Origin of the sequence: Dapis purpurea BLCC-M126, assembly GCF_050015975.1 — a bacterium.
Lineage (GTDB): Bacteria > Cyanobacteriota > Cyanobacteriia > Cyanobacteriales > Microcoleaceae > Trichodesmium.
The window spans coordinates 74529-96100 of the sequence record NZ_JBNHER010000255.1 but is presented as its reverse complement, the minus strand read 5'-3'; the positions used below and the strand labels follow the sequence as shown (position 1 = coordinate 96100).

General features: G+C 35.6%; 13 protein-coding genes. 3 read left to right on the top strand and 10 right to left on the bottom strand.

Annotated elements, in window-relative coordinates:
• Positions 1-356: 356 nt before the first annotated feature.
• From ACP6PL_RS22935 to patD, 8 genes are all read right to left on the bottom strand, one after another.
• Positions 357-893 (bottom strand): calcium-binding protein, encoded by a 537-nt coding sequence (locus ACP6PL_RS22935; protein WP_426547601.1) that lies wholly within the window; start codon positions 891-893, stop codon positions 357-359.
• A gap of 1055 nt (positions 894-1948) precedes the next feature.
• Entirely contained in the window at positions 1949-3007 is a 1059-nt protein-coding gene (locus ACP6PL_RS22930) for a glycosyltransferase family 4 protein (RefSeq protein ID WP_426547604.1), read from the bottom strand.
• A 364-nt stretch (positions 3008-3371) separates the two neighbouring features.
• On the bottom strand, positions 3372-4649 hold the full coding sequence (gene glyA, locus ACP6PL_RS22925) for a serine hydroxymethyltransferase (RefSeq protein WP_426547600.1): 1278 nt from the start codon (positions 4647-4649) through the stop codon (positions 3372-3374).
• Positions 4650-4763: 114 nt separating this feature from the next.
• Positions 4764-5369, bottom strand: coding sequence for a nitroreductase family protein (locus tag ACP6PL_RS22920; protein WP_426547599.1), 606 nt, complete (start codon positions 5367-5369; stop codon positions 4764-4766).
• A gap of 677 nt (positions 5370-6046) precedes the next feature.
• Positions 6047-6316: a hypothetical protein gene (locus ACP6PL_RS22915; protein ID WP_426547598.1), complete on the bottom strand. Its 270-nt coding sequence runs from the start codon at positions 6314-6316 to the stop codon at positions 6047-6049.
• Positions 6317-6730: 414 nt separating this feature from the next.
• Positions 6731-8392 carry a dipeptide ABC transporter ATP-binding protein gene (locus tag ACP6PL_RS22910; RefSeq protein ID WP_426547596.1) on the bottom strand — a complete coding sequence of 554 codons (1662 nt, stop codon included), beginning with the start codon at positions 8390-8392 and terminating at the stop codon, positions 6731-6733.
• A gap of 662 nt (positions 8393-9054) precedes the next feature.
• Positions 9055-9663, bottom strand: a complete 609-nt coding sequence (locus ACP6PL_RS22905) for a TFIIB-type zinc ribbon-containing protein (protein ID WP_426547595.1) — start codon at positions 9661-9663, stop codon at positions 9055-9057.
• The gene (patD, locus tag ACP6PL_RS22900; RefSeq protein ID WP_426547594.1) at positions 9660-10046 is read right to left on the bottom strand and encodes a heterocyst frequency control protein PatD; all 387 of its coding nucleotides are present in this window, start codon (positions 10044-10046) and stop codon (positions 9660-9662) included. Before patD ends, ACP6PL_RS22905 begins: the two co-directional genes overlap by 4 nt.
• A 754-nt stretch (positions 10047-10800) precedes the next feature.
• Between patD and ACP6PL_RS22895 the strand changes: the two genes are divergently transcribed.
• The 3 genes from ACP6PL_RS22895 (at position 10801) to ACP6PL_RS22885 (ending at position 16344) form a co-directional block, all read left to right on the top strand.
• On the top strand, positions 10801-13059 hold the full coding sequence (locus ACP6PL_RS22895; protein ID WP_426547593.1) for a RelA/SpoT family protein: 2259 nt from the start codon (positions 10801-10803) through the stop codon (positions 13057-13059).
• 340 nt (positions 13060-13399) lie between these two features.
• The gene (locus ACP6PL_RS22890; RefSeq protein WP_426547592.1) at positions 13400-14779 is read left to right on the top strand and encodes an aldehyde dehydrogenase; all 1380 of its coding nucleotides are present in this window, start codon (positions 13400-13402) and stop codon (positions 14777-14779) included.
• A 344-nt stretch (positions 14780-15123) separates the two neighbouring features.
• Positions 15124-16344: a GUN4 domain-containing protein gene (locus tag ACP6PL_RS22885; RefSeq protein ID WP_426547591.1), complete on the top strand. Its 1221-nt coding sequence runs from the start codon at positions 15124-15126 to the stop codon at positions 16342-16344.
• A gap of 967 nt (positions 16345-17311) precedes the next feature.
• On the opposite strand, the gene ACP6PL_RS22880 is transcribed toward ACP6PL_RS22885, so the two are convergent.
• Positions 17312-18337 carry a 2-hydroxyacid dehydrogenase gene (locus ACP6PL_RS22880; protein WP_426547590.1) on the bottom strand — a complete coding sequence of 342 codons (1026 nt, stop codon included), beginning with the start codon at positions 18335-18337 and terminating at the stop codon, positions 17312-17314.
• A gap of 440 nt (positions 18338-18777) precedes the next feature.
• Complete coding sequence (locus ACP6PL_RS22875; protein WP_426547589.1) at positions 18778-21204, bottom strand: phosphoketolase family protein; 2427 nt, start codon at positions 21202-21204, stop codon at positions 18778-18780.
• Positions 21205-21572 lie beyond the last annotated feature (368 nt).

The window sequence follows — 21572 nt, the reverse complement described above, 5'->3', positions numbered from 1 at the left end:
GATGCACGAATAGACTTAACTTGCATAATTATATAGATCTCAAATGGGTTCTATAAAACTTATTTGATATCTTTGGCAAGATGTGCGTTTTTTTTTCGCTTCTGAGTCAAGAAGACAAACTCAGAAGTTAAGAAATATAGGGAAGGAATAGGGGAAAAAGGTTGAAAAATATAGTAATCGAAGCAAAGGTTAGGACATTTATAAATTATCAAACTTAATCATAGATTATTTTTGATTTTTGCCTTTTGACTTTTGCCTTGCGCGTAGCGCTATACTGCTCATATCTTCTCCTCCTCATTCCTCTCTTTTGCTATACTTACTTCTGCTTCCCGAGCAATGAAACGCAACTTTTGAGGTTAAAGGATTTGGAAACTATCAGATGTCAATTCACCTTCATGTTTGATAATGAGTGTATCGTCACCCTGGTTGAGGATCGATAAAAAACGATTATCCATAAAAGGTAGTTCAATCGTAGTAGCTTGGCTAACAGCTTGTTCTGCAGTCAAGCCCAAATCTGCAGATAGCTGTATGATATCTTCTCCAACAATGAAGTTTCCAATCCAATCAACATCGCTGTTTGAGTTAAAGACAAAAGTATCTTCCCCTTCGCCACCACGAAGCCGATCCATTCCTGGACCACCTGTTAAGATATCGTTGCCATCACCACCATTGATGATATCATTTCCTGCTTCTCCGGTTAGTATATCGTTCCCTGCATCACCAAAGATCCCATCGTTTTCTGCAGTACCTATTAGGTCATCATCTCCTTCAGTACCTTCTATTTGGTTGAAGTTATCGAAAAATTGTTGTCTTCGAGAAAAGTATCCTCTTGGTCTTCCAAAACCAAAGCCGTTTCCTTGACCAAAAGGCTGAAAATTTCCGCTTTCTTCCATGATTAATTTGTCCTTATTTGATATTTTGGTTTTCTTGCTTTGTCTGTGCGATCGCCAACAAACTAGGATCGATATCTCACTTGTAGTAAAAAAGTTTTATCGCCTCAGCCATAAATATAACTTAAGTGATAAAAGTGAGGTTGTCAAGGGGTAGATCAAAAAAATTTTTGGTAGATTACCAAAAAATCAAATTAAAAGGTATTACTTATGGTTATATTTCTCACTTATCTACCAGGAGATAGAATTAATCTTCTACAATTAAGTCGTTCTGGCTCTACAGATTTGTACATTCTGAATCAGTAGAAACCAAAAGAAGTGGATTTTGCCCAAAGTCAATATCAAGATTTTCAACCAAGTGTTGGCGGACTTCGCTCAATATTTTGGCCGAGGAAAAAATTGCCACATTCTTTTGGTGTTTAGAGACAGTGGGTTGGCATAGTAGTGAAAATTGAAAGTACCAGAAGATTTAGATGTAGAGTTTTTAACCGATGTCAGAACTTACTCAAACAGCCGTTACTGATTTAAGGTATGACTTGTTTTCACTGGTGGCCTACTGATAAATTTGACAAAAGTTTGAAAAGTTGGGTTTCGGCATCACCGACATGAAAGGCGAAGCGTGACAGAGGCAATTGCCCTAGTTTCACACTAACTATGCTACCGGACATGATCTTAATGGAGAACAAGACAATGTGTTTATACTTTTTCAAGTCTAACGACAATAAGTTAGTTAGCATTCAACTAGTGCAGGATGACGGAAATAAGTGACCAGTGACAAAATACTCAAAGCCTTACCAATTAAAACTTCTGAATTACCCTCCTGGCTCCCCTCCTGGGAGGGGCGGGGGTGGGTTGAATTCTGACTTCCGCGTAGCGGTACTAGCTCGCATTTCCTGCGGAATGGTAAGGAAACAGCTTTTGAATGTAATACTTACTAAGGTTAATTAATGACTAATTTCATTTACTGCGGAATACAACAATTAAAAGTAAATGTCAGCTCAAAAAAAAATTTTATTAAATAAAAAGCAATTAACTATCTTTATTGGCATCCTCATCTCTTAAGCCTGTTTTTGTTTCCAAACTTTCCAACTTGTATAAACAAGTAATCCTGTAGCACTAAAAGCATAAATTGTACCACTAGGAATACCTGAAAAAGCCATGGCTAAACTTCCTACCCAAAGTGTGAGTGAGTAAATAAAAAAAACTGTCAATCTTTGGGATAAACCAGCATCTAATAAACGATGATGTAGATGGCGTTTATCTGCAATAAAAGGAGATTTACCATTTCGTAAACGGCCTAGAATTACTGCAGACATATCTAGAATTGGTACAGCTAAAATTAGATATGGCAAAACAACAGAAGTAACTACTGTAGTTTTTACCAAACCTATTACTCCTACTCCTGCGAGAGTAAATCCTACATAATAAGCTCCTCCATCTCCCATAAATATTTGAGCTGGATTAAAGTTATAACGCAGGAAACCTAATGTTCCACCAGCTAAAGCTGCTGCGATTAAAGCTGCGGCTGGTTGATCCATAAATATACTGACAATTAACATTACAAAGGCTGCAATACCAGAAACACCAGCAGCCAAACCATCTACACCATCAATCCAATTAATAGCATTTGCCATACCTACTAACCAAATCACAGTTATAGGCCAGCTTAATATATTAATATGTACTAATCCATAAAAAGGAATAGTCAGAAACTCTATATGGACTCCAACTATCCAGGCCATACTAGCAGCAATTATTTGCATAAATAACCTGAATAGTGGTGATAAACCAAACAAGTCATCTGCTAAACCAATCATAAAAAAAGCTAAACCGCCGACTGTTACTCCCCATATTTCAAACTCTTTTTCTGGGGGTAAAATATTGCCATTAGTATCTATAAATCCACCTAACCACCAAACAATTAAAAGAGCAATTAGACTACCAATAAAAATAGAAACTCCTCCCAAACGTACCATTGGTTGTTTATGGATTTTACGACCGCCAGGATGGTCTACAAGTCCTATTCTGAGAGCAATTTTTTTGATTATTGGTGTAATTAACAGTACAAGTAAAGTCGAAATAACTAAGGTAATTAAATGGTACAGATAATTAGGTATCTGAAATAATGGAGGGTTAAGAGTTAATAATAAATTATTAAGTTGGTCTAGCATCATCAGGGTATTTTGCCACTATAAATAAGTTATGATTATAGAAAATTAAAATGTTTTTTTGTAAGAGTTGGGCGCTTACACTAAAATGTAATTATTTAAAAATATAGTGCTACCCTATATTTAATATTTGAGTTTTATCAATGGGTTAGCTCAATTTAGTAGAGACATTATATAGAACGTCTCTACTAATTCCCAATTAAATATACAACCTTGGGGTGAAATTTAGCCTTTTAATTAGCTAATATGTATTATCCAGTTTTTGATCTAGAATTAATCCCCAATTTAGGATTTACCAAAAATCCAAACTTTTTTAAACTAGACTAGGAACTTTAGGCATCAGATGAGGGTAAAGAGGAAAACCATTGCATAATGATGCTACCCTGTCTCGACACTTTTGAGCTACCCCTTCATCTTCTGGATTTAGTAATCTTTCCGCAATAATATCGCCTATTTCTGTAAATTCAGGAGCTTTCATCCCTCGACTTGTCATTGCTGGAGAACCCAGTCGGAGGCCACTAGTAACAAAAGGAGACTCTGGGTCAAAAGGTACAGTATTTTTATTAGCAGTAATATTAACCCCACTCATCAACTTATCTGCCTTTTTACCAGTCATACTTACTGACCTTAAATCCACTAGCATAACGTGATTTTCCGTACCACCAGAAACTATTTTTAATCCGCGTTTTTGCAGTTGGCTTGCTAAAGCAGCAGCATTTTCTATCACTTGGCCGGAATAAGTTTTGAATTCTGGTTTTAAAGCTTCTCCAAATGCGACTGCTTTGGCTGCAATAACGTGTTCTAAAGGACCACCTTGAGTTCCGGGAAATACTGCTTTATCAAGTTTTTTCCCTAATTCTGGGTCACGGGTCAGGATTAAACCGCCTCGTGGCCCCCTTAAAGTTTTGTGGGTGGTAGTTGTTACTACGTCACAGTGAGGGACTGGGTTAGGATGATGACCTGTTGCTACTAAACCTGCAATATGAGCAATATCCGCTAATAAATAAGCTCCTACTTCATCAGCGATCGCCCGGAATTTTTCAAAATCAATTATCTGAGAATAGGCGGAGTAACCACAAATCAGTAGTTTGGGTTTATGTTGCTTTGCCAGTTCGAGAACTTGGTCATAATCTATAGCTTCTGTTTCCTGACTTACACCATAATGATGAACTTTGAACCATTTACCAGAAACGTTAACTGGGGAACCATGGGTCAAATGTCCACCGTGGGATAAGTCCATTCCCATAATTGTGTCCCCTGGTTGTAACAAGGTGAGGAATACGGCAAAGTTAGCTTGCGCCCCAGAATGAGGTTGTACATTGGCATGGGCAGCTCCAAATAGTTCTTTGGCACGGTCTATGGCTATTTGTTCGATTTCGTCTATAAATTCACAGCCACCGTAGTAACGTTTACTTGGGAGACCTTCGGCATATTTGTTGGTAAGTACGGAACCTTGGGCAGCCATTACTGCAGGTGAGGTAAAGTTTTCACTGGCAATTAGTTCTAGGTGGTCTTGTTGCCGTCCGTATTCTTTTTGAATTAGTTCTGCTACTAAGGGGTCAGTATCGGCAAGAAAGTTAGTGTTAATCATGCTCTATATTTTTTCAGGCTACATTAAAAGTATATGCCCCACACCGGAACTTAGGTTTTCAGTGTGGGGCTGAGAGATTTAGTTTATAGTAGCGGAGCTATAGTTAATTGACTTTTAGAATTTATTTTCAATCACTAACTCACTCAATGGTAATTGTCCTGGTTTTGGCCAAGGTTCTTTAACTTTTTTACCAATGGCTACCATAGGACCCATTACATGATCTTCGGGTAAATTAATTAATTCTGCTAGTTTCTCAATATCAAAACCAATCATCGGGCAAGAATCATAACCCATCCCTTTTGCTGTTAACATTAAGGTCTGCATTGCCATACCAATTGAACGTTGAGCTTCATCTCGCTGGAGCCATTCACGCCCTTCATAGAAAGCCCCTGTCATACCTACCATTTGATTAGAGACTTGCTCTGGAGCATTTGCCCAATAACGACTAACTTCTTTTTGCCAAGCATTCATATCTGCTGTAAAGAGAATGAGCAAAGAAGCTTCTGTCATTTGAGCTTGATCGAAACCAAGTTCTGTTCGGACTTTTTGTCGTAATTCTGGATCTCGAAGAATAACAAAACGCCAATGTTGAATATTGAAACTGGTGGGAGCCTGAATTGCTGCTTCTAAAAGTTTTTGTTCTTCTTCAGGTGTTATTTTATGGTTAGGATCGAAACCTTTAACAGCGCGACGTTGATAAATTGCCTCTAAAGCATCCATTGAGTAAAACTCCTCTTGATAAGTTTAAGATTCATAAACTTAGTTTTTCATTGTTATTGAAAAACTAAGTCTCCCGATTCGGGTTCTCTCTGTTAGGCAACGGTTTTTTTAAATTTTACCTGAAGTTAGGATCAAATAATCTACTTAATTTTTTGCTGCCAAAATAGCTGGTCATTTCAGTTATCAGTTCGCCCAGGTAATAGAAAAAAGGGAATGGAGAATCGAAAAGCTTTTTAAATAATGGTTGGAGAAATTATTGTATGTAGGTACTTCTCTTCTTTACATTAATGTGTTTATATGTTCTTCCATTTTGCCTCAGGCAATTTTGGATAGGATTTATTATAGATGCTACATTAGCTTGATTTTTCAGAATCTAATAGTTTTAAACAAAGGAGATAAAAGGAGATATTATGAGCTGTTTGACAATCTTTAGCTTCAAGACGATCGCTTAGTCTATTTAACAATTTTATTCAAAAGTTAAGGCATATAATAATCGTCATCAAGCTAGATTAAAAGTAGCGAAAGTTTAGAGCAAAATATCTCGATGTTATTAAATTTTCTCGAAAAACTAAGTCGTAAATTAGTTTGATAGAGCCTCATACATAATGTCGATGCGTAACACAAGCATCCTGATTGTTACAGCCGGGAAAACTGTGTTACCAAAAATTATTTTGAGTTTATGATAAAGTCACTCCAGTAATTATATCTTTTGGCAATTTAGGAGGTGCAGGATCAACTGTTAAATATAAAATACTGCTGTAGGGAATAACCTGAACACTATTATCTGTTAATTGCAAAATTAATTTATCAGATTTTTGTATTTGAAAAAGACGACTGGCAATATCAACATTTTCCCACCCTTGTCCTAATACTTCAAAGGTTTGAATTTCTCCATTAATATAGGTTATTTTGACTTTAAAGGATAAAGATTTTTCTTCAGTATTCATAATGATTATGTTGTTAGGAAACTCTACTTAATTACTAAAGATAAGTTACGCTTTGAATATTTTTATAAATGAATATGACAGTTTTAAAATTTACACAACCTATAATATAGAATCCAGGTAATATCATGTTCGGATAATCACTTATAATAAAGTTTTCGTTTGTAGTAAGGCTTCAGCTCTACTACGAGCTTTAATGATAATAACTATTTAAGCGAACATGATATAATTAGTTACTGTCAAGTCATTGCAACTGGAACGGAGTGGAAGGAAGCAATCTCAGGTGTTTAGGAGATTGCTTCCTATCGTCGTTGCGGACGACTGTTCAACCGGATTCCATATAAAACTAAAAATAGTCGATCGGATTGCATAAACCAATTATTTTTCCCTTCTTTCTTACTTATTACTTATTACTTATTACTTATGCAATAAAGGTGCAGCATTTAATAATGTCTGAGTATAAGAATGTTGTGGATGATTAAATATTTCTTCAGTTTCACCTTGCTCGACAATTTTGCCACTATTCATAACAGCAATTCTGTCACAAATAAATCTAGCTACCCACAAGTCATGGGTAATAAATAAATAGGTTAAATTTAATTCTTTTTTCAACTGCAACATCAATTCCAAAACTTGAGTTTGAATAGTGGCATCTAACATACTTACAGGTTCATCACAAATGACAAGTTTTGGATTAGTAATTAATGCTCTGGCAATAGCAACTCTTTGTTGTTGTCCTCCAGATAATTCAGAAGGATATCTACTACCATATTCTGCTACTGGAGTCAAACCTACTTTTTCTAGCATTTCCTCAACTTGAATTTTTGCTTGTTCCACACTAGCCAAGTTATGGATAAATAGGGGGTCAGCTACTATCTGGTTAACAGTCATCATGGGGTTAAGACAAGCGAGGGGGTCTTGAAATATCATTTGCATTTCTCGACGGTAAGGTTGTAAGGCAGAGTGGGAAAGAGTAGTTAAGTCTGTGTCTTGAAATTCTACTGAGCCAGAAGTAGATTTGATTAATTGTAAAATAGTCCGAGATAAGGTACTTTTACCACAACCAGATTCTCCGACTAATCCTAATATTTCTCCTGAATAAAGATTTAAGTTGACTCCATCAACTGCTTTAATAAGTTTGCCTCTGCCTGAAAATAATAACTGCTCTATAAAATTACTTTCTAAGGTGTAATGTTTAACTAAATCTTTGATTTGCAAAATAGGTTTAACTGTTTTGGCAACTTTTATTTCTTCAGATTTTTCTATTTGAATTTGAGGAGGAGTAGATTCAACTATTTGAATATGTAAAGCAGCTTCAAACAGAGATTTGGTATATTCATGTTGGGGATGATGGAGAATTTGTTTAATTCCACCTATTTCTACTATTTCACCTCCATACATCACAGCAATACGGTCACAATATTCTCCCACCATTGCCAAATCATGGGAAATTAATAATAGGGAAGTCTGACGTTCTTGGCAAAGTCTAGTTAATTCCTGTAAAATTTGAGATGCTATAGTTACATCCAAGCTCGTAGTAGGTTCGTCAGCTACTATTAATTTGGGGTCAAGTAAAAGTGCTAGAGCGATCGCCACCCTTTGTCGCATTCCCCCACTAAATTCATGGGGATATTGAGACCAACGACTGGCAGGAATATTGACAGTTTCTAGAGTTTCTATAGATTTTTTTTCTGCCTGAGATTTAGATAGATTGGGTTGATGTGCTTTAATTGTTTCTATACAATGATCCCCAATAGTCATTAATGGATCGAGGCGAGTCATGGGATCTTGGAAAACTAATGCTACTGCTTCACCACGAAATTTTCTGAGTTGAGAGGAATTCATCCCAAACACAGATTTTTCCCCAAAGGTAACAGATCCCTCAACTTGTACTGACTTGGGTAATAATCTCATAGCAGCACGTCCGAGGGTAGATTTACCACATCCAGATTCTCCGACTAATCCTAATTTTTCACCAGGTTGAAGTTTTAGGGATACATTATTTACTGCCCAATGAGATTTTCCACGTTTTTCAGGATAAGCTACTCGTAGATTTTCTATATTAAGTAAGGGATTCATTATTTAAAAGTCAAAAGTCAAAAGTCAAAAGTTAAAAGTAATCTCTGAGCAAAAATCAAATTTCTTACCGAAAATTTAAGGTATAAAGCCTCTCCATTCATGGAGAAAAGAGCGGTTGTTTGCGGAGCATTCCGAAGGATGGGATGGGGAGGTCTCCTTGCCATATCCAATCAACCAAGAGAAGAAAAAAATTCCTTTTAGCCCAATTCTCTTCTTTATAAGAAGAGATAATTATTAATTATTGAACTCTTTTCAGGGGATAAAAAAATCAACTTTAGTATTTATAGGGTATTGATAACATAAGTAGAACAAGGTAAAAAAAAGATATTGTATATTTAGTTATAAAAAGCCTCAAATCATTGATATGAAATACTTCCGAGGAAATTTACTATTTGATACATAAACCACAAAATTTACCACGCTCTACTTAGATATCTCCAGAGAATAGACGTACTCTTTATTTAAGATAAGCAATATAAATAAAAGTCGCTTACAAAATCATTTTTCCTACCTTTTTTTAGTGTAAAAATATGTTTCCTTTTTCCTCTTGCCTAGTACTACTATGTTTCAAAAGTCCATATCTGTTTCTGAGATATCTACTAGACATCTCAAAAAATCAAAAATAAAATCAATTAATTCTTCCTGTTCCCTACTCCCTAAAATTAACCTTGACTGCCTATGCTAAATTTCCCATTAAGTTCCTTTCTTTTTTGTTCAAATCTTCGTAACATATAAGTAGCAGCACAGTCTGCTTGGGGATTATTTTCCAATATTTCTGTTAATTGAAAAACATACTCAGCTATTTCTTCCCCTAATTTATCAATGACAGTTTCACGATTAATCATTTCTTGTTGATGCTGACGCACTTTTGCTTGCCATTGACTAGAAAAAATATCGTTAATTTTAGTATGAAGACCAAGCTCTTCTAAAATTTTCCATTCTTCGGCACTATCAAACCAGATACCTCCACAACTCATACAACGTTCTATATAAAAAGGTTGTTTAATATTTATTCTGGTTCGTGACAAATAAGTACCGCACTCTGGACATAATCCTGCTTTACCATCAAAGGGAGAGGGTACAAAATCTTCAAATTGATTGTAGTAGGGCAAGATTTCTTCAGGAGCATACCATGAAGGTAAACTAGCTAACCAGGCTTCATACTCTTTTGCTGAAATCCAGAAACCTTCAGATTTAGGACAGTATTTTACCGGGATAATATCATTTAAAACGGCATCTTCTAACTCTACATCGTATTTGGGGCTTTTCATCCTGTTTCTTCCTGATTCTGTTTTGATTTGGCTTGACCAAGTATACTCAAACAATAACCTTTGAGGGTTTCTAGGCGATCGCTAATCTTGGCCAACCTTGTTTGTGTTGTTTGAGGATTTCGAGATGCTTGTAAAAAGCTAACATCTACATTCAAGAGCCTGAGTTGCTTATGAATCTCCGTCAAATAAGACTGTACATGAGATGCTATAGATTGGTCTAGTTCCGAATTATCTAAATTAATAATTTGAGTCTCGAACAATTGTTGGACTTCTTGATTTATGGCCAATATTTTTGATAGTTCTATTTCGGCTATATTCTGTTGCCACCCATTCAGAAGTTGACTGAATTTTTGATATTGCTGATTATGCTCCTTTGGCAACATAATGTAAATAAATAGAAATTTGTCTATATTATTAACATACGAAGTAATACCATTTCGCGGAAGTCAAAAGTCAAAAGCAAAAAGTCATATGTATTAGCTGAAGACTTTTTTAGGCTCTAAGAAGATGTCAAATAATTAGCGTGAAATTATTTGTGACATTATTTAAGTTAATTGGTATAACAATCTCAGATTTTAGGTTCAGAATTTATTAGCTTAAGTACAATCACGGTTCCTTAATTAATCTGCCTATAATTTACATCACCCTGGGGAGACTAATTTTATAGATTGTTGTTATTTTTTTCATAGTTATTATCTCCCTATACTAAAAAGTAATGAAGTATTCAATTCTTAAGTTATATTTTAGATATTTCTATTAATTAACCCCTATTAGATAATATAACTTGATTGTAATAATAATATATAAATATATAGTTTGATGGTTCTAGTTTTCCAGAATATTACTATGAAAATTAAAGTATAAAAAATCACAGATAATCTGCAGAAAAACTGGAATTATAAACTAAAAAGCTAGTTGATAGCTATATTATTTTCTAATAGAATAGAAATTTATAATTACTGCGAAGAAAAGACAAAAATATCACGGGTAGTAGTAGATTGAAATTGTTTCAGTAATGGTATAGTAATAATTTTAGTCCCGATACTACCATTACTACACAGGACTACCATATAAGTATTCTATCTTTGGCTGAAATTATATTAAAAGCTAATACTCCTTAACTCTAAACTAATTCCTATGAATACCAAAATCCTAACACCTAAACCTCAAATTTCATGTGTAATTCCTGATTGGCTGCAAGAATGTCTAGATAACAGAAATAAGAGTGATAATATAACCAGCTGTTCAGTGGATATAGCATTAATTTGTCGAGCATTTGAATTTGCATACAAGTTACATGAAGGGCAGTATCGGAAATCAGGAGAACCTTATATTTGTCATCCTGTAGCTGTGGCAGGATTATTAAAATATCTAGGCGGTGATAGTGCGATGATTGCTGCAGGTTTTCTACATGATATTGTTGAAGATACTGATATAACTATTGAAGAAATAGAACAAAAATTTGGTGCAGAAGTAGCTTTATTAGTAGAAGGTGTAACTAAGCTTTCTAAGTTTAATTTTTCTAGTAAAACAGAGCTACAAGCTGAAAATTTTCGCCGAATGTTTTTGGCAATGGCAAAGGATATTAGAGTGATTGTTGTAAAGCTGGCAGACAGATTACATAATATGAGAACTCTACAGCATTTACCTCCTCATAAACAGTTAAGCAAAGCATTAGAAACACGGGAAATATTTGCACCACTAGCAAACCGTTTAGGAATTGGTCGAATTAAATGGGAATTAGAAGATTTATCTTTTAAATATATTGAACCAAATGCTTATCGAGAAATACAGGAATTGGTAGCAGATAAAAGGGTAGACAGGGAAGCTAGATTGTTAGAAATGACAGAAAATTTACGACGAAAATTAGACCAGGTAGGAATAGAATGTTACGACATTAGTGGTCGCCCTAAACATCTTTATGGCATCTATCGGAAGATGTACTTCAAACAAAAAGAATTTCACCAAGTATATGACATTTCTGGACTGAGAATAATTGTAGAAAAAAATGAGGATTGTTATCGAACTTTAGCTATTGTTCATGACTCTTATCGCCCTATTCCTGGAAGATTTAAAGATTATATTGGTCTGCCAAAACCTAATCGTTATCAATCATTACATACAGGAGTAATAGGTACTACAGGTCGTCCAGTAGAGGTGCAAATTAGAACTGTGGAAATGCACCATATTGCTGAGTATGGAATAGCTGCTCATTGGAAGTATAAAGAAACAGGTTATAGTAATACTAATACTAATACGAAAATTACTGCTGAAGATGAAAAATTTACTTGGCTGAGACAGTTATTAGAATGGCAAAGTGACCTCAAAGATGATAAAGAATATTTGGAGACTATTAAAGGTGATTTATTCTCCGAAGATGTTTATGTATTTACACCAAAAGGTGATGTAATTTCTCTCAAACATGGCTCGACACCAATAGATTTTGCTTATCGCATTCATACAGAAGTAGGAAATCATTGTACAGGTGCTAAAGTAAATGAACGAATAGTACCTTTAGATACTCCTTTAAAAAATGGTGATATTGTCGAAATTTTGACTCAGAAAAATGGTCATCCTAGTTTAGATTGGCTAAATTTTGTTGTTACTGGTGGTGCAAGAAATAGAATTCGTCAGTGGTTTAAACGCTCTCATAGAGAAGAAAATTTAGCTAGAGGTCGAGAATTATTGGAAAAAGAATTGGGTAAAAAAGGTTTTGAATCTTTACTCAAATCTGAGCAAATGCGACTTGTTTCTGAAAGATTTAATTATCATAATGTAGATGATTTATTGGCAGGTTTGGGTTACGGTGAAATAACTTTAAATTTAGTAGTTAATAGATTGCGAGATGCATCTAGAGAAGTAACACAAGTTGAGCAGAATTCAGATATTTTCTCAGAAAAATATTTACACAAACCTACTCAAACTTTGCCTTCTAATAATTCTCATCCAATTGCTGGAGTTGAGGGATTAATGTATCATTTAGCAGGTTGTTGTAATCCAATTCCAGGTGAGCCTATTATTGGAGCTGTAACTCGTATGAATGGTATTTCTATTCATCGTCAAGGTTGTTCTAATGTGGAAAGTGTACCTGGAGAAAGGTTAGTTCCTGTTAGTTGGAATAGTGGTAATGAAAATCAGGGACGACCTAAAACTTATCCAGTTAGTATCTCTATTGAAGTTCTAGATCGAGTGGGTGTACTGAAGGATATTTTATCTCGTTTGATGGATAATAATGTTAATGTTCAAAATGCTCAGGTTAAAACAACTCCTGGTCATCCCGCAATTATTAATCTATGTATTGAAGTGAGCGATCGCCAACAATTTGAGCGTAGTTGTACTCAGATTAAAAATATGAGTGATATTTTAAATCTACGTCGTATCAGTCAAGTTGAGTAAGAAGGAAGAAGCAATAAGATAGAAGGAAGAAGGAAGAGGGAAGAAGAGAAGAGGGAAGAGGTATGAAGGAATTAAAAAAGAACGAAAATGGATTAATATAAATTTCAATAGGAAAGTAGATTAATCTATATAGTAATACAGTTCAGTTAAGGAGTTTTTTTTAGCAGTTCTGTAATTAGAAGAGCTGATATGATTGTTTCATACCTTATGATTTTGAGTCTTATCTGAACCGTATGCGTATGATGTAACTGCCTTTTTTGAAAATGGTATTAGTTCCTCCTTCTTAACTTTTTACTTCTTCCTTCTTCCTTCTTCCCTCTTCCTTCCATTAATAAAAACTATGCTTTTAGAAGAATCATCGATCGCCAACATTTTAAATAAACAACGTCAATTTTTTGCTACGGGAAAAACTAAAGATATTCCATTTAGAATAGAACAACTGAAAAAATTAAAGCAGGCAGTTTCGGATTATCAAGAAAAAATAGCTGCTGCTGTTAAAGCAGATTTGAATAGGCCGAAGTTTGAAGCTTATTTTGAACTGAGTTTTTTTACGGAAATAAATGATGCGATTAAAAAGCTAAAATATTGGACAAAACCTAGAAGAGTTTCTACTCCTATTGAACAATTTCCTGCTGGAGCTAAAATTTATCCAGAACCTTTAGGAGTAGTTTTAATTATTGGTGCTTGGAATTATCCTTTTCAATTAGTAATATCTCCTTTATTAGGTGCTATTGCAGCAGGAAATTGTGCGATTATTAAACCTTCAGAAATAGCTGTTAATACATCTGAGGTTGTTGCCGATTTAATTGCTAATACTTTTGATTCTAATTATATTGCTGCTGTGACGGGTGGAGTGGAAGTAAGTCAACAGTTATTAGCTGAAAAATTCGATCATATTTTATTTACTGGAGGTACAAGGGTAGGTAAAATAGTGATGGAAGCTGCTGCTAAAAATCTCACTCCTGTAACTTTGGAGTTAGGTGGAAAAAGTCCTTGTATTGTTGATGATGATATTCAGTTAGAATATACGGCAAAACGTATTACTTGGGGAAAGTTTATTAATGCTGGTCAAACTTGTGTTGCTCCTGATTATTTGTTGGTAAATAAGTCGGTTAAATCGGATTTGTTGGAGAAAATCAAACAGTCTATTAATGAATTTTATGGTGACTATCCTTTTGAAAGTCCTGATTATGGTCGGATTATTAATGAAAAACAATTTAATAGATTAAATGATTTGCTGAAAGATGGAAAAATTGTTATTGGTGGTGAAACTAATTCAGAAGAACGTTATATTTCTCCTACAATTATTGAGGGAGTTAATTGGGATTCAGGAATTATGCAGGAGGAAATTTTCGGACCTATTTTGCCAGTTTTAGAATATGAAAATTTAGAGGAGGTGATCGCTGTGGTTAATTCTCGTCCTAAACCTTTATCTCTTTACTTTTTTTCTCGAAATAAACAGAAGCAAAAACAGGTTTTAAGGGAAACTTCTTCTGGGAATGTTTGTATTAATGATACGGCTATGCAATTTGGAGTTCCATCTTTACCTTTTGGAGGTGTCGGAAATAGTGGGATTGGTAGTTATCATGGCAAGGCTAGTTTTGATACTTTTTCTCACTATAAAAGTGTGTTGAATAAGGGGTTATGGCTCGATTTAAACATTAGATATGCTCCTTATAAAAATAAAGTTGGTTTGATTAGAAGAATAATTTTTCGGTAGCTAGACACGGATTTTGCCACGGATGTACGGATGATGGGGAGAATTGAGAATTGAAAATTGAGAATTTGGAGCCATCGCTTTTTGACAGCCCAAATAACTGTAGGGGTTTGGTCTCCAAACCCATTACCCTTGAGACTCAACGCAGAAAATTTAGCGATCGCTCCTTGACAGTTAGAAAAAGTTGTCTGATTTTCAGATTAGATAAGTATTATGGGAAAATAGTGGCTCTTTTTTTAGGGCAATTACTTTTCCAATTTTGTCTATGAAGAGGAAAAGCCTATAATTGAAGTTGTAGGTAAAATGAAGAAAAATCAGACTTTCAAACTTCTGAACTTCCGAAACAGATGAAATCTCTACCTCGTGTCCTTGGTTTAACTGTCCTGGCATTAACTCTGATAAATTGTTCTGGGAAATTATCGCCAGAAAAAATAGCTTCTCGACTAGAACCTAGTATTGTCAAACTATTTTATAAAAATCAACCCGGACATGGAACCGGTTTTTTCGTGTCTGGAGAAAAGGGAGTGTGTAGCGTACTAACGGCAGCTCATGTTGTGAAAAGAGAAGGGGAAAGATTATTACAGACTAGGGATGAAAAAATCTGGCAAGTAGCTAGGGTGCAAATATTTCCCAGTGATATAGATTTAGCTTTAGTTACTTTTCAGGCAGAGAGAGGAAGTTGTAATTATCCGGCCTTGAAAATAGGTAATTCGGAAAGTCTGAAAAAAGGTAGTTCTATCTACATTTCTGGTTTTCCTATTCGGGGTGGGAAGTTGGTATCTCAATTTGTTTCTGGTGATGTTTCCGGTTTGGATAAGTTGGCGCGGGGTTATGGAGTTGCTTATCAAGCTTTGACTGTCGGTGGAATGAGTGGAGCACCTGTTGTGGATGTGAAAGGTGAGGTTGTGGCAGTTCATGGAATGAGTGATAGGGAAGTTGTGAAAAGCTTTGCTTCTCTACAGGGAAGTTTTTCTGAAGAACAACGGCAGACTTTTCAGCAAGCTGAGAAAAGGGTGGAGACTGGCGTTCAACGTTTGATATTTTCTTGGGGTGTGCCTATTAATATGAATGAAATTCCTCTTGTTTCAGCTAAAGGAGTTCACTATACAAAACTTCGCAACTTATTGGCAGAGAAAAAATGGACAGAAGCAGACTTTGAAACATATGAAGTCATGGTAAAAGTAGCAGGTAGGGAGTCGGAAGGATGGCTGAGAGCTGAGGATGTAGATAATTTTTCTTGTCAGGATTTAGGTACGATTGACAAACTTTGGGTAGAGTATAGTAGTGGTAAGTTTGGCTTTTCTGTTCAGAAGCAAATTTATCAGAGTCTCGCTGATACTAAGGAAGCAAACCAACAATTATGGATAGCTTTCGCCGATCAAGTGGGATGGCGTAAAGGTGGAAAATGGTTGAATTGGTGGGAACAAGGTTTTCACAATAGAGGACCATATGCTCGTGGTTACTTCCCCTCTTTAACTCCTGGGGATGAGAGGGGGGGGAGAACTGGCATAGGAGTGTATTATATTTTTATACCAAATTCTTCTATTGTAAAAACTTGTAAACTTTAACATCTAAGTGTCTTAGCCATCAATAAAAAAAGTTTGAGGAGGCTAATTTTACGGTTTTTCTTGGTCATAAAATTTCCATAATTGAGACTACCCTTAGTTATCAACTTCTGATAATTTATTTATCCTTCTCCAATATTATTTTTTTCAGACATTTTTTTTGGTAGGCGATCGCCACATTAAAACCTTCCTCAAAAGCAAAAGTCAATCAACCAATATTTCCCAACCCTACCTCTGTTGAATGAAATATATCGAGCGTTCGATATAAATTATCGACTATCCAAATTGAACAGCAAAAAATTTATACTCCCATCATTCCCCTAATATTTCCGATAAAGCATTTTTCAAAGCTTGGCGATCGCCACATTCAAACTTTCCTCAAAAGTCAATCAACCAATATTTCCCAACCCTACCTCTGCTGAATAAAATATATCGAGCGTTCGATATATTTTATCGACTATCCAAATTTAATTAACTTTCAGCGTAATGCACCATCAGATTATCAATTTGAACATTCGTCCGCAGCAACGATAGGAAGCAATCTCAGGGGTGCAACGAGATTGCTTTCTTCCACTCCGTTCCAGTCGCTGCGGACTTGGGTCTACTAATTATCCGCATTTGATCTCAGTTATCAGCTTTTAATAGTTCAGTTATCAGTTTTCTCAGATTAACTTTCCTCTAGTAAAATTCATGTTTCTCAAATATCAAAGTTATCAATGAGGCGATAATTGCAGAATTAAACCGTGAGTATATCTGTGTGCACTTTTTCCATTATGAATAATAATACCACAAAATTATTTTAAGTTGAGCAAAGTGCTCAACTTTTTTTCTGGGAAATATTCAGGAGAGCGATCACCATTAAGTAGAAATATTGTTTGTAGTTGGGCTTTAGCCCGAACATAATTCTTTTAGGGCTAAAGCCCAACTACATAGCTTAATTATTAAATTAACCAGCTATTCTATCTTAATTTCAAGCATTAACTGTAACTTTCTCAGGAAGTTTTACCTCATTTTTCAGAGAATTTCCTGCCTCAAAATCAGTAATATTAGAAATAGTTGTAGTAGCAATATCATTCATTGCTTCCCTAGTAAAAAAAGCTTGGTGGGAAGTAATCACAACATTAGGGAAAGATTGTAATAATTGAAAAGTATCATCTTGAATAACTGTGTCAGATAAATCCTTAAAGAAAATGTTCTCTTCTTGTTCATAAACATCAATACCAAAATAACCAATAATTCCAGATTTTATTCCTTCAATGGCAGATTTTGTATCAATTAATTGACCGCGACTGGTATTAATTAACATCACTCCAGGTTTCATTTGAGCGATGGTTTTAGCATTAATTAAATGATGATTTTCTGGTGTTAGAGGACAATGCAAAGAAATAATATCAGAGCTTGCTAATAATTCAGGTAAATCTACATAACGAGCATCACCAATTTCTGCAAACTTAGGATTAGGATAAGGATCGTATCCAACTAAATGACAACCAAAACCATGTAATATTTGACCAACAATAACACCTATTTTACCCGTTCCGACAATTCCAACTGTTCGACTGTGTAAATCAAATCCTAATAAACCATTTAAAGAGAAATTATCATCACGCACTCGATTATAAGCTTTATATAATTTACGGTTGAGCATCATCATCATCCCAATAGCAAATTCTGCTACTGAATAGGGAGAATAAACGCTAACTCGCACAACTTTAATGCCAATTTCAGCAGCAGTTTCTAGGTCAACATTATTAAATCCTGTAGAGCGCAAAGCTACCAAACGAGTACCTTGCTCGGCTAAAATTTTCAGAGTTTCAGCACCTAAATCATCATTGACAAATACACAAACTGCTGAACATTCTGCTGCCAAAGTAGCAGTTTTTGCCTCTAGTCGAGCTTCATGGAAAATAAACTCATGGTTAGCATTGGTAGCAGTATTAGCTGCCTCTAGAAATTCGCGATCGTATTTTTCGGTACTAAAAACAGCAACTTTCATTTAAAATATCCTTTTTAAAGTAATAATTTTCAAATCTGGATCGTGAATTATTGTAAGTCATTGCGACTGAAACGGAGTGGAAGGAAGCAATCTCGCACCAGCCCTCAGATTGCTTCCTATCGTCGCAATCACGATTGTTCGCCAGATTATATATGAGAGTATCGCTAACCTACGAGAGCAAAATACTTTTTAAGTCAAAACTATTTAGACCTAGGTTGGGTTGAGGAACCGAAAGCCAATAAATATAACTATCAACACTTAGCTATCAGCTTAAGTTAAATAGTTGTTGGGTTGCGCTGACGCTTAACCCAACCTACTACTGCAACATTCTAGGTTTGACAGTTGTATAGCAGTTAGGAAATTATAAAACCCTCACCTTCAGTCACAGCAAAAATTTAATTCCTAACTCCTAACTTGTCACTTCTGACTTCTGACTTCACCTAGTAAGGCCATTTCCAACTAGCGACATCAGGTCGGTCAATACCATGCTCATAAGCATAATTTTGACAAGAAATTTGCTCATTGCGGAAATGTTCCTTCGCGTGAGCGCCAGCAACTTTTAGCTGTTCAACTCGATCAATTACATCCATTGCAATACTAAAGCGATCGATATTGTTCCGAATAGCTAATTCCAAAGGTGTATTGATATTACCCTTTTCCTTATAACCCCGGACATGGAGATTTTTGTGATTTGTCCGACGGTAAGTATAACGGTGAATCAACCAAGGATAACCGTGGAAGTTAAAGATAATTGGTTTATCAAGAGTAAATAAAGTATCAAAGTCGCGATCGCTCAATCCATGAGGATGTTCTGTTTCTGGTTGTAATTTAAACAGATCGACCACATTAATAAAGCGAATCTTCAAGTCAGGAAAAGCTTCCCGTAACATCACACTAGCAGCTAAAGCTTCTTTAGTCGGAATATCTCCAGCAGTTGCCAATACAACGTCAGGTTCCATTCCTTGATCGTTACTTGCCCAATCCCAAATACCAATACCCTTGGTACAATGCTTAATCGCAGAATCCATATCCATGTACTGTAAGTGCATCTGTTTGTCAGAGACAATCACATTAATATAGTTTTTGCTCCGTAAACAGTGGTCAGCAACTGATAATAAACAGTTAACATCAGGTGGTAGATAAATGCGAGTAACATCTGGAGTCTTGTTAGAAATCACATCAAGGAAACCAGGGTCTTGGTGAGTAAAACCGTTGTGATCTTGTCGCCAAACAGTAGAAGTAATCAATAAATTCAAAGAAGGAATCTTTTCACGCCAACTCAACTCATTACACTTTTCAATCCACTTCGCGTGTTGGCCAACCATTGAATCAATAACGTGAACAAATGACTCATAAGTAGAGAAAAAGGCGTGTCTTCCAGTCAAAAGATATCCTTCTATCCAACCTTCAATCGTATGTTCACTCAAAATTTCCATTACACGACCATCTCGTGCAAGCTCCCCACCATCCATGTCTTCTGGTAGAAACTCTGCCATCCAAGTCTTCTTACTGACTTCATAAATAGCATTCAGTTTATTAGAAGTATTTTCATCAGGTCCGAATACACGGAAATTAGTCATGTTCTTCGCCATGACATCCCGGAGAAATACACCCAAAGGACGAGTATTTTCTTTCTCTATTGTTCCAGGTTTATCTACTGGTATTGCATAATCCTGGAAGTTAGGCATATTCAATTGTTTACAGAGAAGACCACCATTAGCATGAGGGTTAGCACTCATCCGACGGGCACCATAAGGAGCTATTTCTCGCAACTCTGGTTTGAATTTACCATTTTCATCAAAAAGTTCTTCTGGTTTATAGCTACGCATCCACTGTTCCAGAATTTTCATGTGTTCTGGATTTTTGGCAACATCAGTCATGGGTACTTGGTGCGCCCGCCAGAAACCTTCTATTTTGTGTCCATCAATTTCTGGGGGACATGACCATCCTTTCGGAGTACGGAATACAATCATCGGCCACCTTGGTAATTCTGCATTACCAGAACTCCTTGCTTCTTGTTGGATGGCTTTAATTTCTTGAACACAATGGTCTAATGTTGCAGCCATTGCTTGGTGCATAGTATCTGGATCAGACCCTTCCACAAAATAGGGTTGATAACCATAACCCAAAAATAGGTTTTTCAGATCCTCATGGCTGATTCTAGATAAAATTGTTGGGTTGTTAATCTTATAACCATTCAGGTGCAGAATTGGTAGGATCGTACCATCTGTAATTGGATTGATAAATTTATTAGAATGCCAAGATGTAGCCAGAGGTCCTGTTTCTGACTCACCATCTCCAACAACTGGCACACAAATTAAATCTGGATTATCTAGAATTGAACCTGTGGCGTGAGAAATTACATAACCAAGTTCGCCTCCCTCATGGATAGAACCAGGAGTTTCAGGTGTACAGTGACTACCAATACCGCCAGGGAAAGAGAACTCTTTGAAGAATTTTTCTAGACCTTGTATATTTTGACCCTTGTCAGGATAGACCTCTGAATAAGTATCCTCCAAATAAGTTGGAGCTAATACTCCTGGCGCACCATGTCCAGGACCGGACATATAAATCATGTTCAGGTCATATTTTTTGATAATTCGGTTAAGGTGTATCCAGATAAAGGCTTGACCTGAACTAGAACCCCAGTGCCCTAAAATTCGACTTTTAATTTGGTCTGGTTGTAGAGGTTCCCGTAGCAAAGGATTCTTTTTGAGATAAATCATCCCTACCATTAAATAACAAGATGCACGCCAAAAAGCCTGCATCTTGTAGAGTTCATCAGCACTTAGAGGTGCGCCTTGAACTGTCGAACGTGCTGGACCAAAGGCACTAATTAAAGCTGTTTTTTCTGGAGTTGAGACCATTATGTTCAAATTCCTTATACAAAATTCTGCCTCTTTAACCTAAGAAGTTAGCAAATGCCTATTTTTAAATTGAATACAGATATTTTTGACATTTGTTTGTACTTAGTAGTCAAAGATCGCAGGACAAAATTAGTATCGTATTTAACACGACTAACTATACCTCACTTCTACTATAAAATTGCTATAGAAAATAGTTAAATTTTGCTTAAGTTTTGCACCTACTATGTATTATTTTTTGATCAAAAATGATGTATACCAACTAGATTCCTAATTTGACAATTTTTCATTATACCAATTATCAAAAATAATGCTAGAAAAATGAAAATAGAAATTTATAGTATTCAATTAGGGAAAAATTCATAAATCGC

Bases quoted from the DNA above. Each gene is read 5' to 3' on its own strand.
- glyA (WP_426547600.1), bottom strand. From the start codon at position 4,649: ATGATTAACACTAACTTTCTTGCCGATACTGACCCCTTAGTAGCAGAA.
- ACP6PL_RS22895 (WP_426547593.1), top strand. From the start codon at position 10,801: ATGAATACCAAAATCCTAACACCTAAACCTCAAATTTCATGTGTAATT.
- ACP6PL_RS22920 (WP_426547599.1), bottom strand. From the start codon at position 5,369: ATGGATGCTTTAGAGGCAATTTATCAACGTCGCGCTGTTAAAGGTTTC.
- ACP6PL_RS22890 (WP_426547592.1), top strand. From the start codon at position 13,400: ATGCTTTTAGAAGAATCATCGATCGCCAACATTTTAAATAAACAACGT.
- patD (WP_426547594.1), bottom strand. From the start codon at position 10,046: ATGTTGCCAAAGGAGCATAATCAGCAATATCAAAAATTCAGTCAACTT.
- ACP6PL_RS22935 (WP_426547601.1), bottom strand. From the start codon at position 893: ATGGAAGAAAGCGGAAATTTTCAGCCTTTTGGTCAAGGAAACGGCTTT.
- ACP6PL_RS22905 (WP_426547595.1), bottom strand. From the start codon at position 9,663: ATGAAAAGCCCCAAATACGATGTAGAGTTAGAAGATGCCGTTTTAAAT.
- ACP6PL_RS22910 (WP_426547596.1), bottom strand. From the start codon at position 8,392: ATGAATCCCTTACTTAATATAGAAAATCTACGAGTAGCTTATCCTGAA.
- ACP6PL_RS22880 (WP_426547590.1), bottom strand. From the start codon at position 18,337: ATGAAAGTTGCTGTTTTTAGTACCGAAAAATACGATCGCGAATTTCTA.
- ACP6PL_RS22875 (WP_426547589.1), bottom strand. From the start codon at position 21,204: ATGGTCTCAACTCCAGAAAAAACAGCTTTAATTAGTGCCTTTGGTCCA.
- ACP6PL_RS22885 (WP_426547591.1), top strand. From the start codon at position 15,124: ATGAAATCTCTACCTCGTGTCCTTGGTTTAACTGTCCTGGCATTAACT.
- ACP6PL_RS22915 (WP_426547598.1), bottom strand. From the start codon at position 6,316: ATGAATACTGAAGAAAAATCTTTATCCTTTAAAGTCAAAATAACCTAT.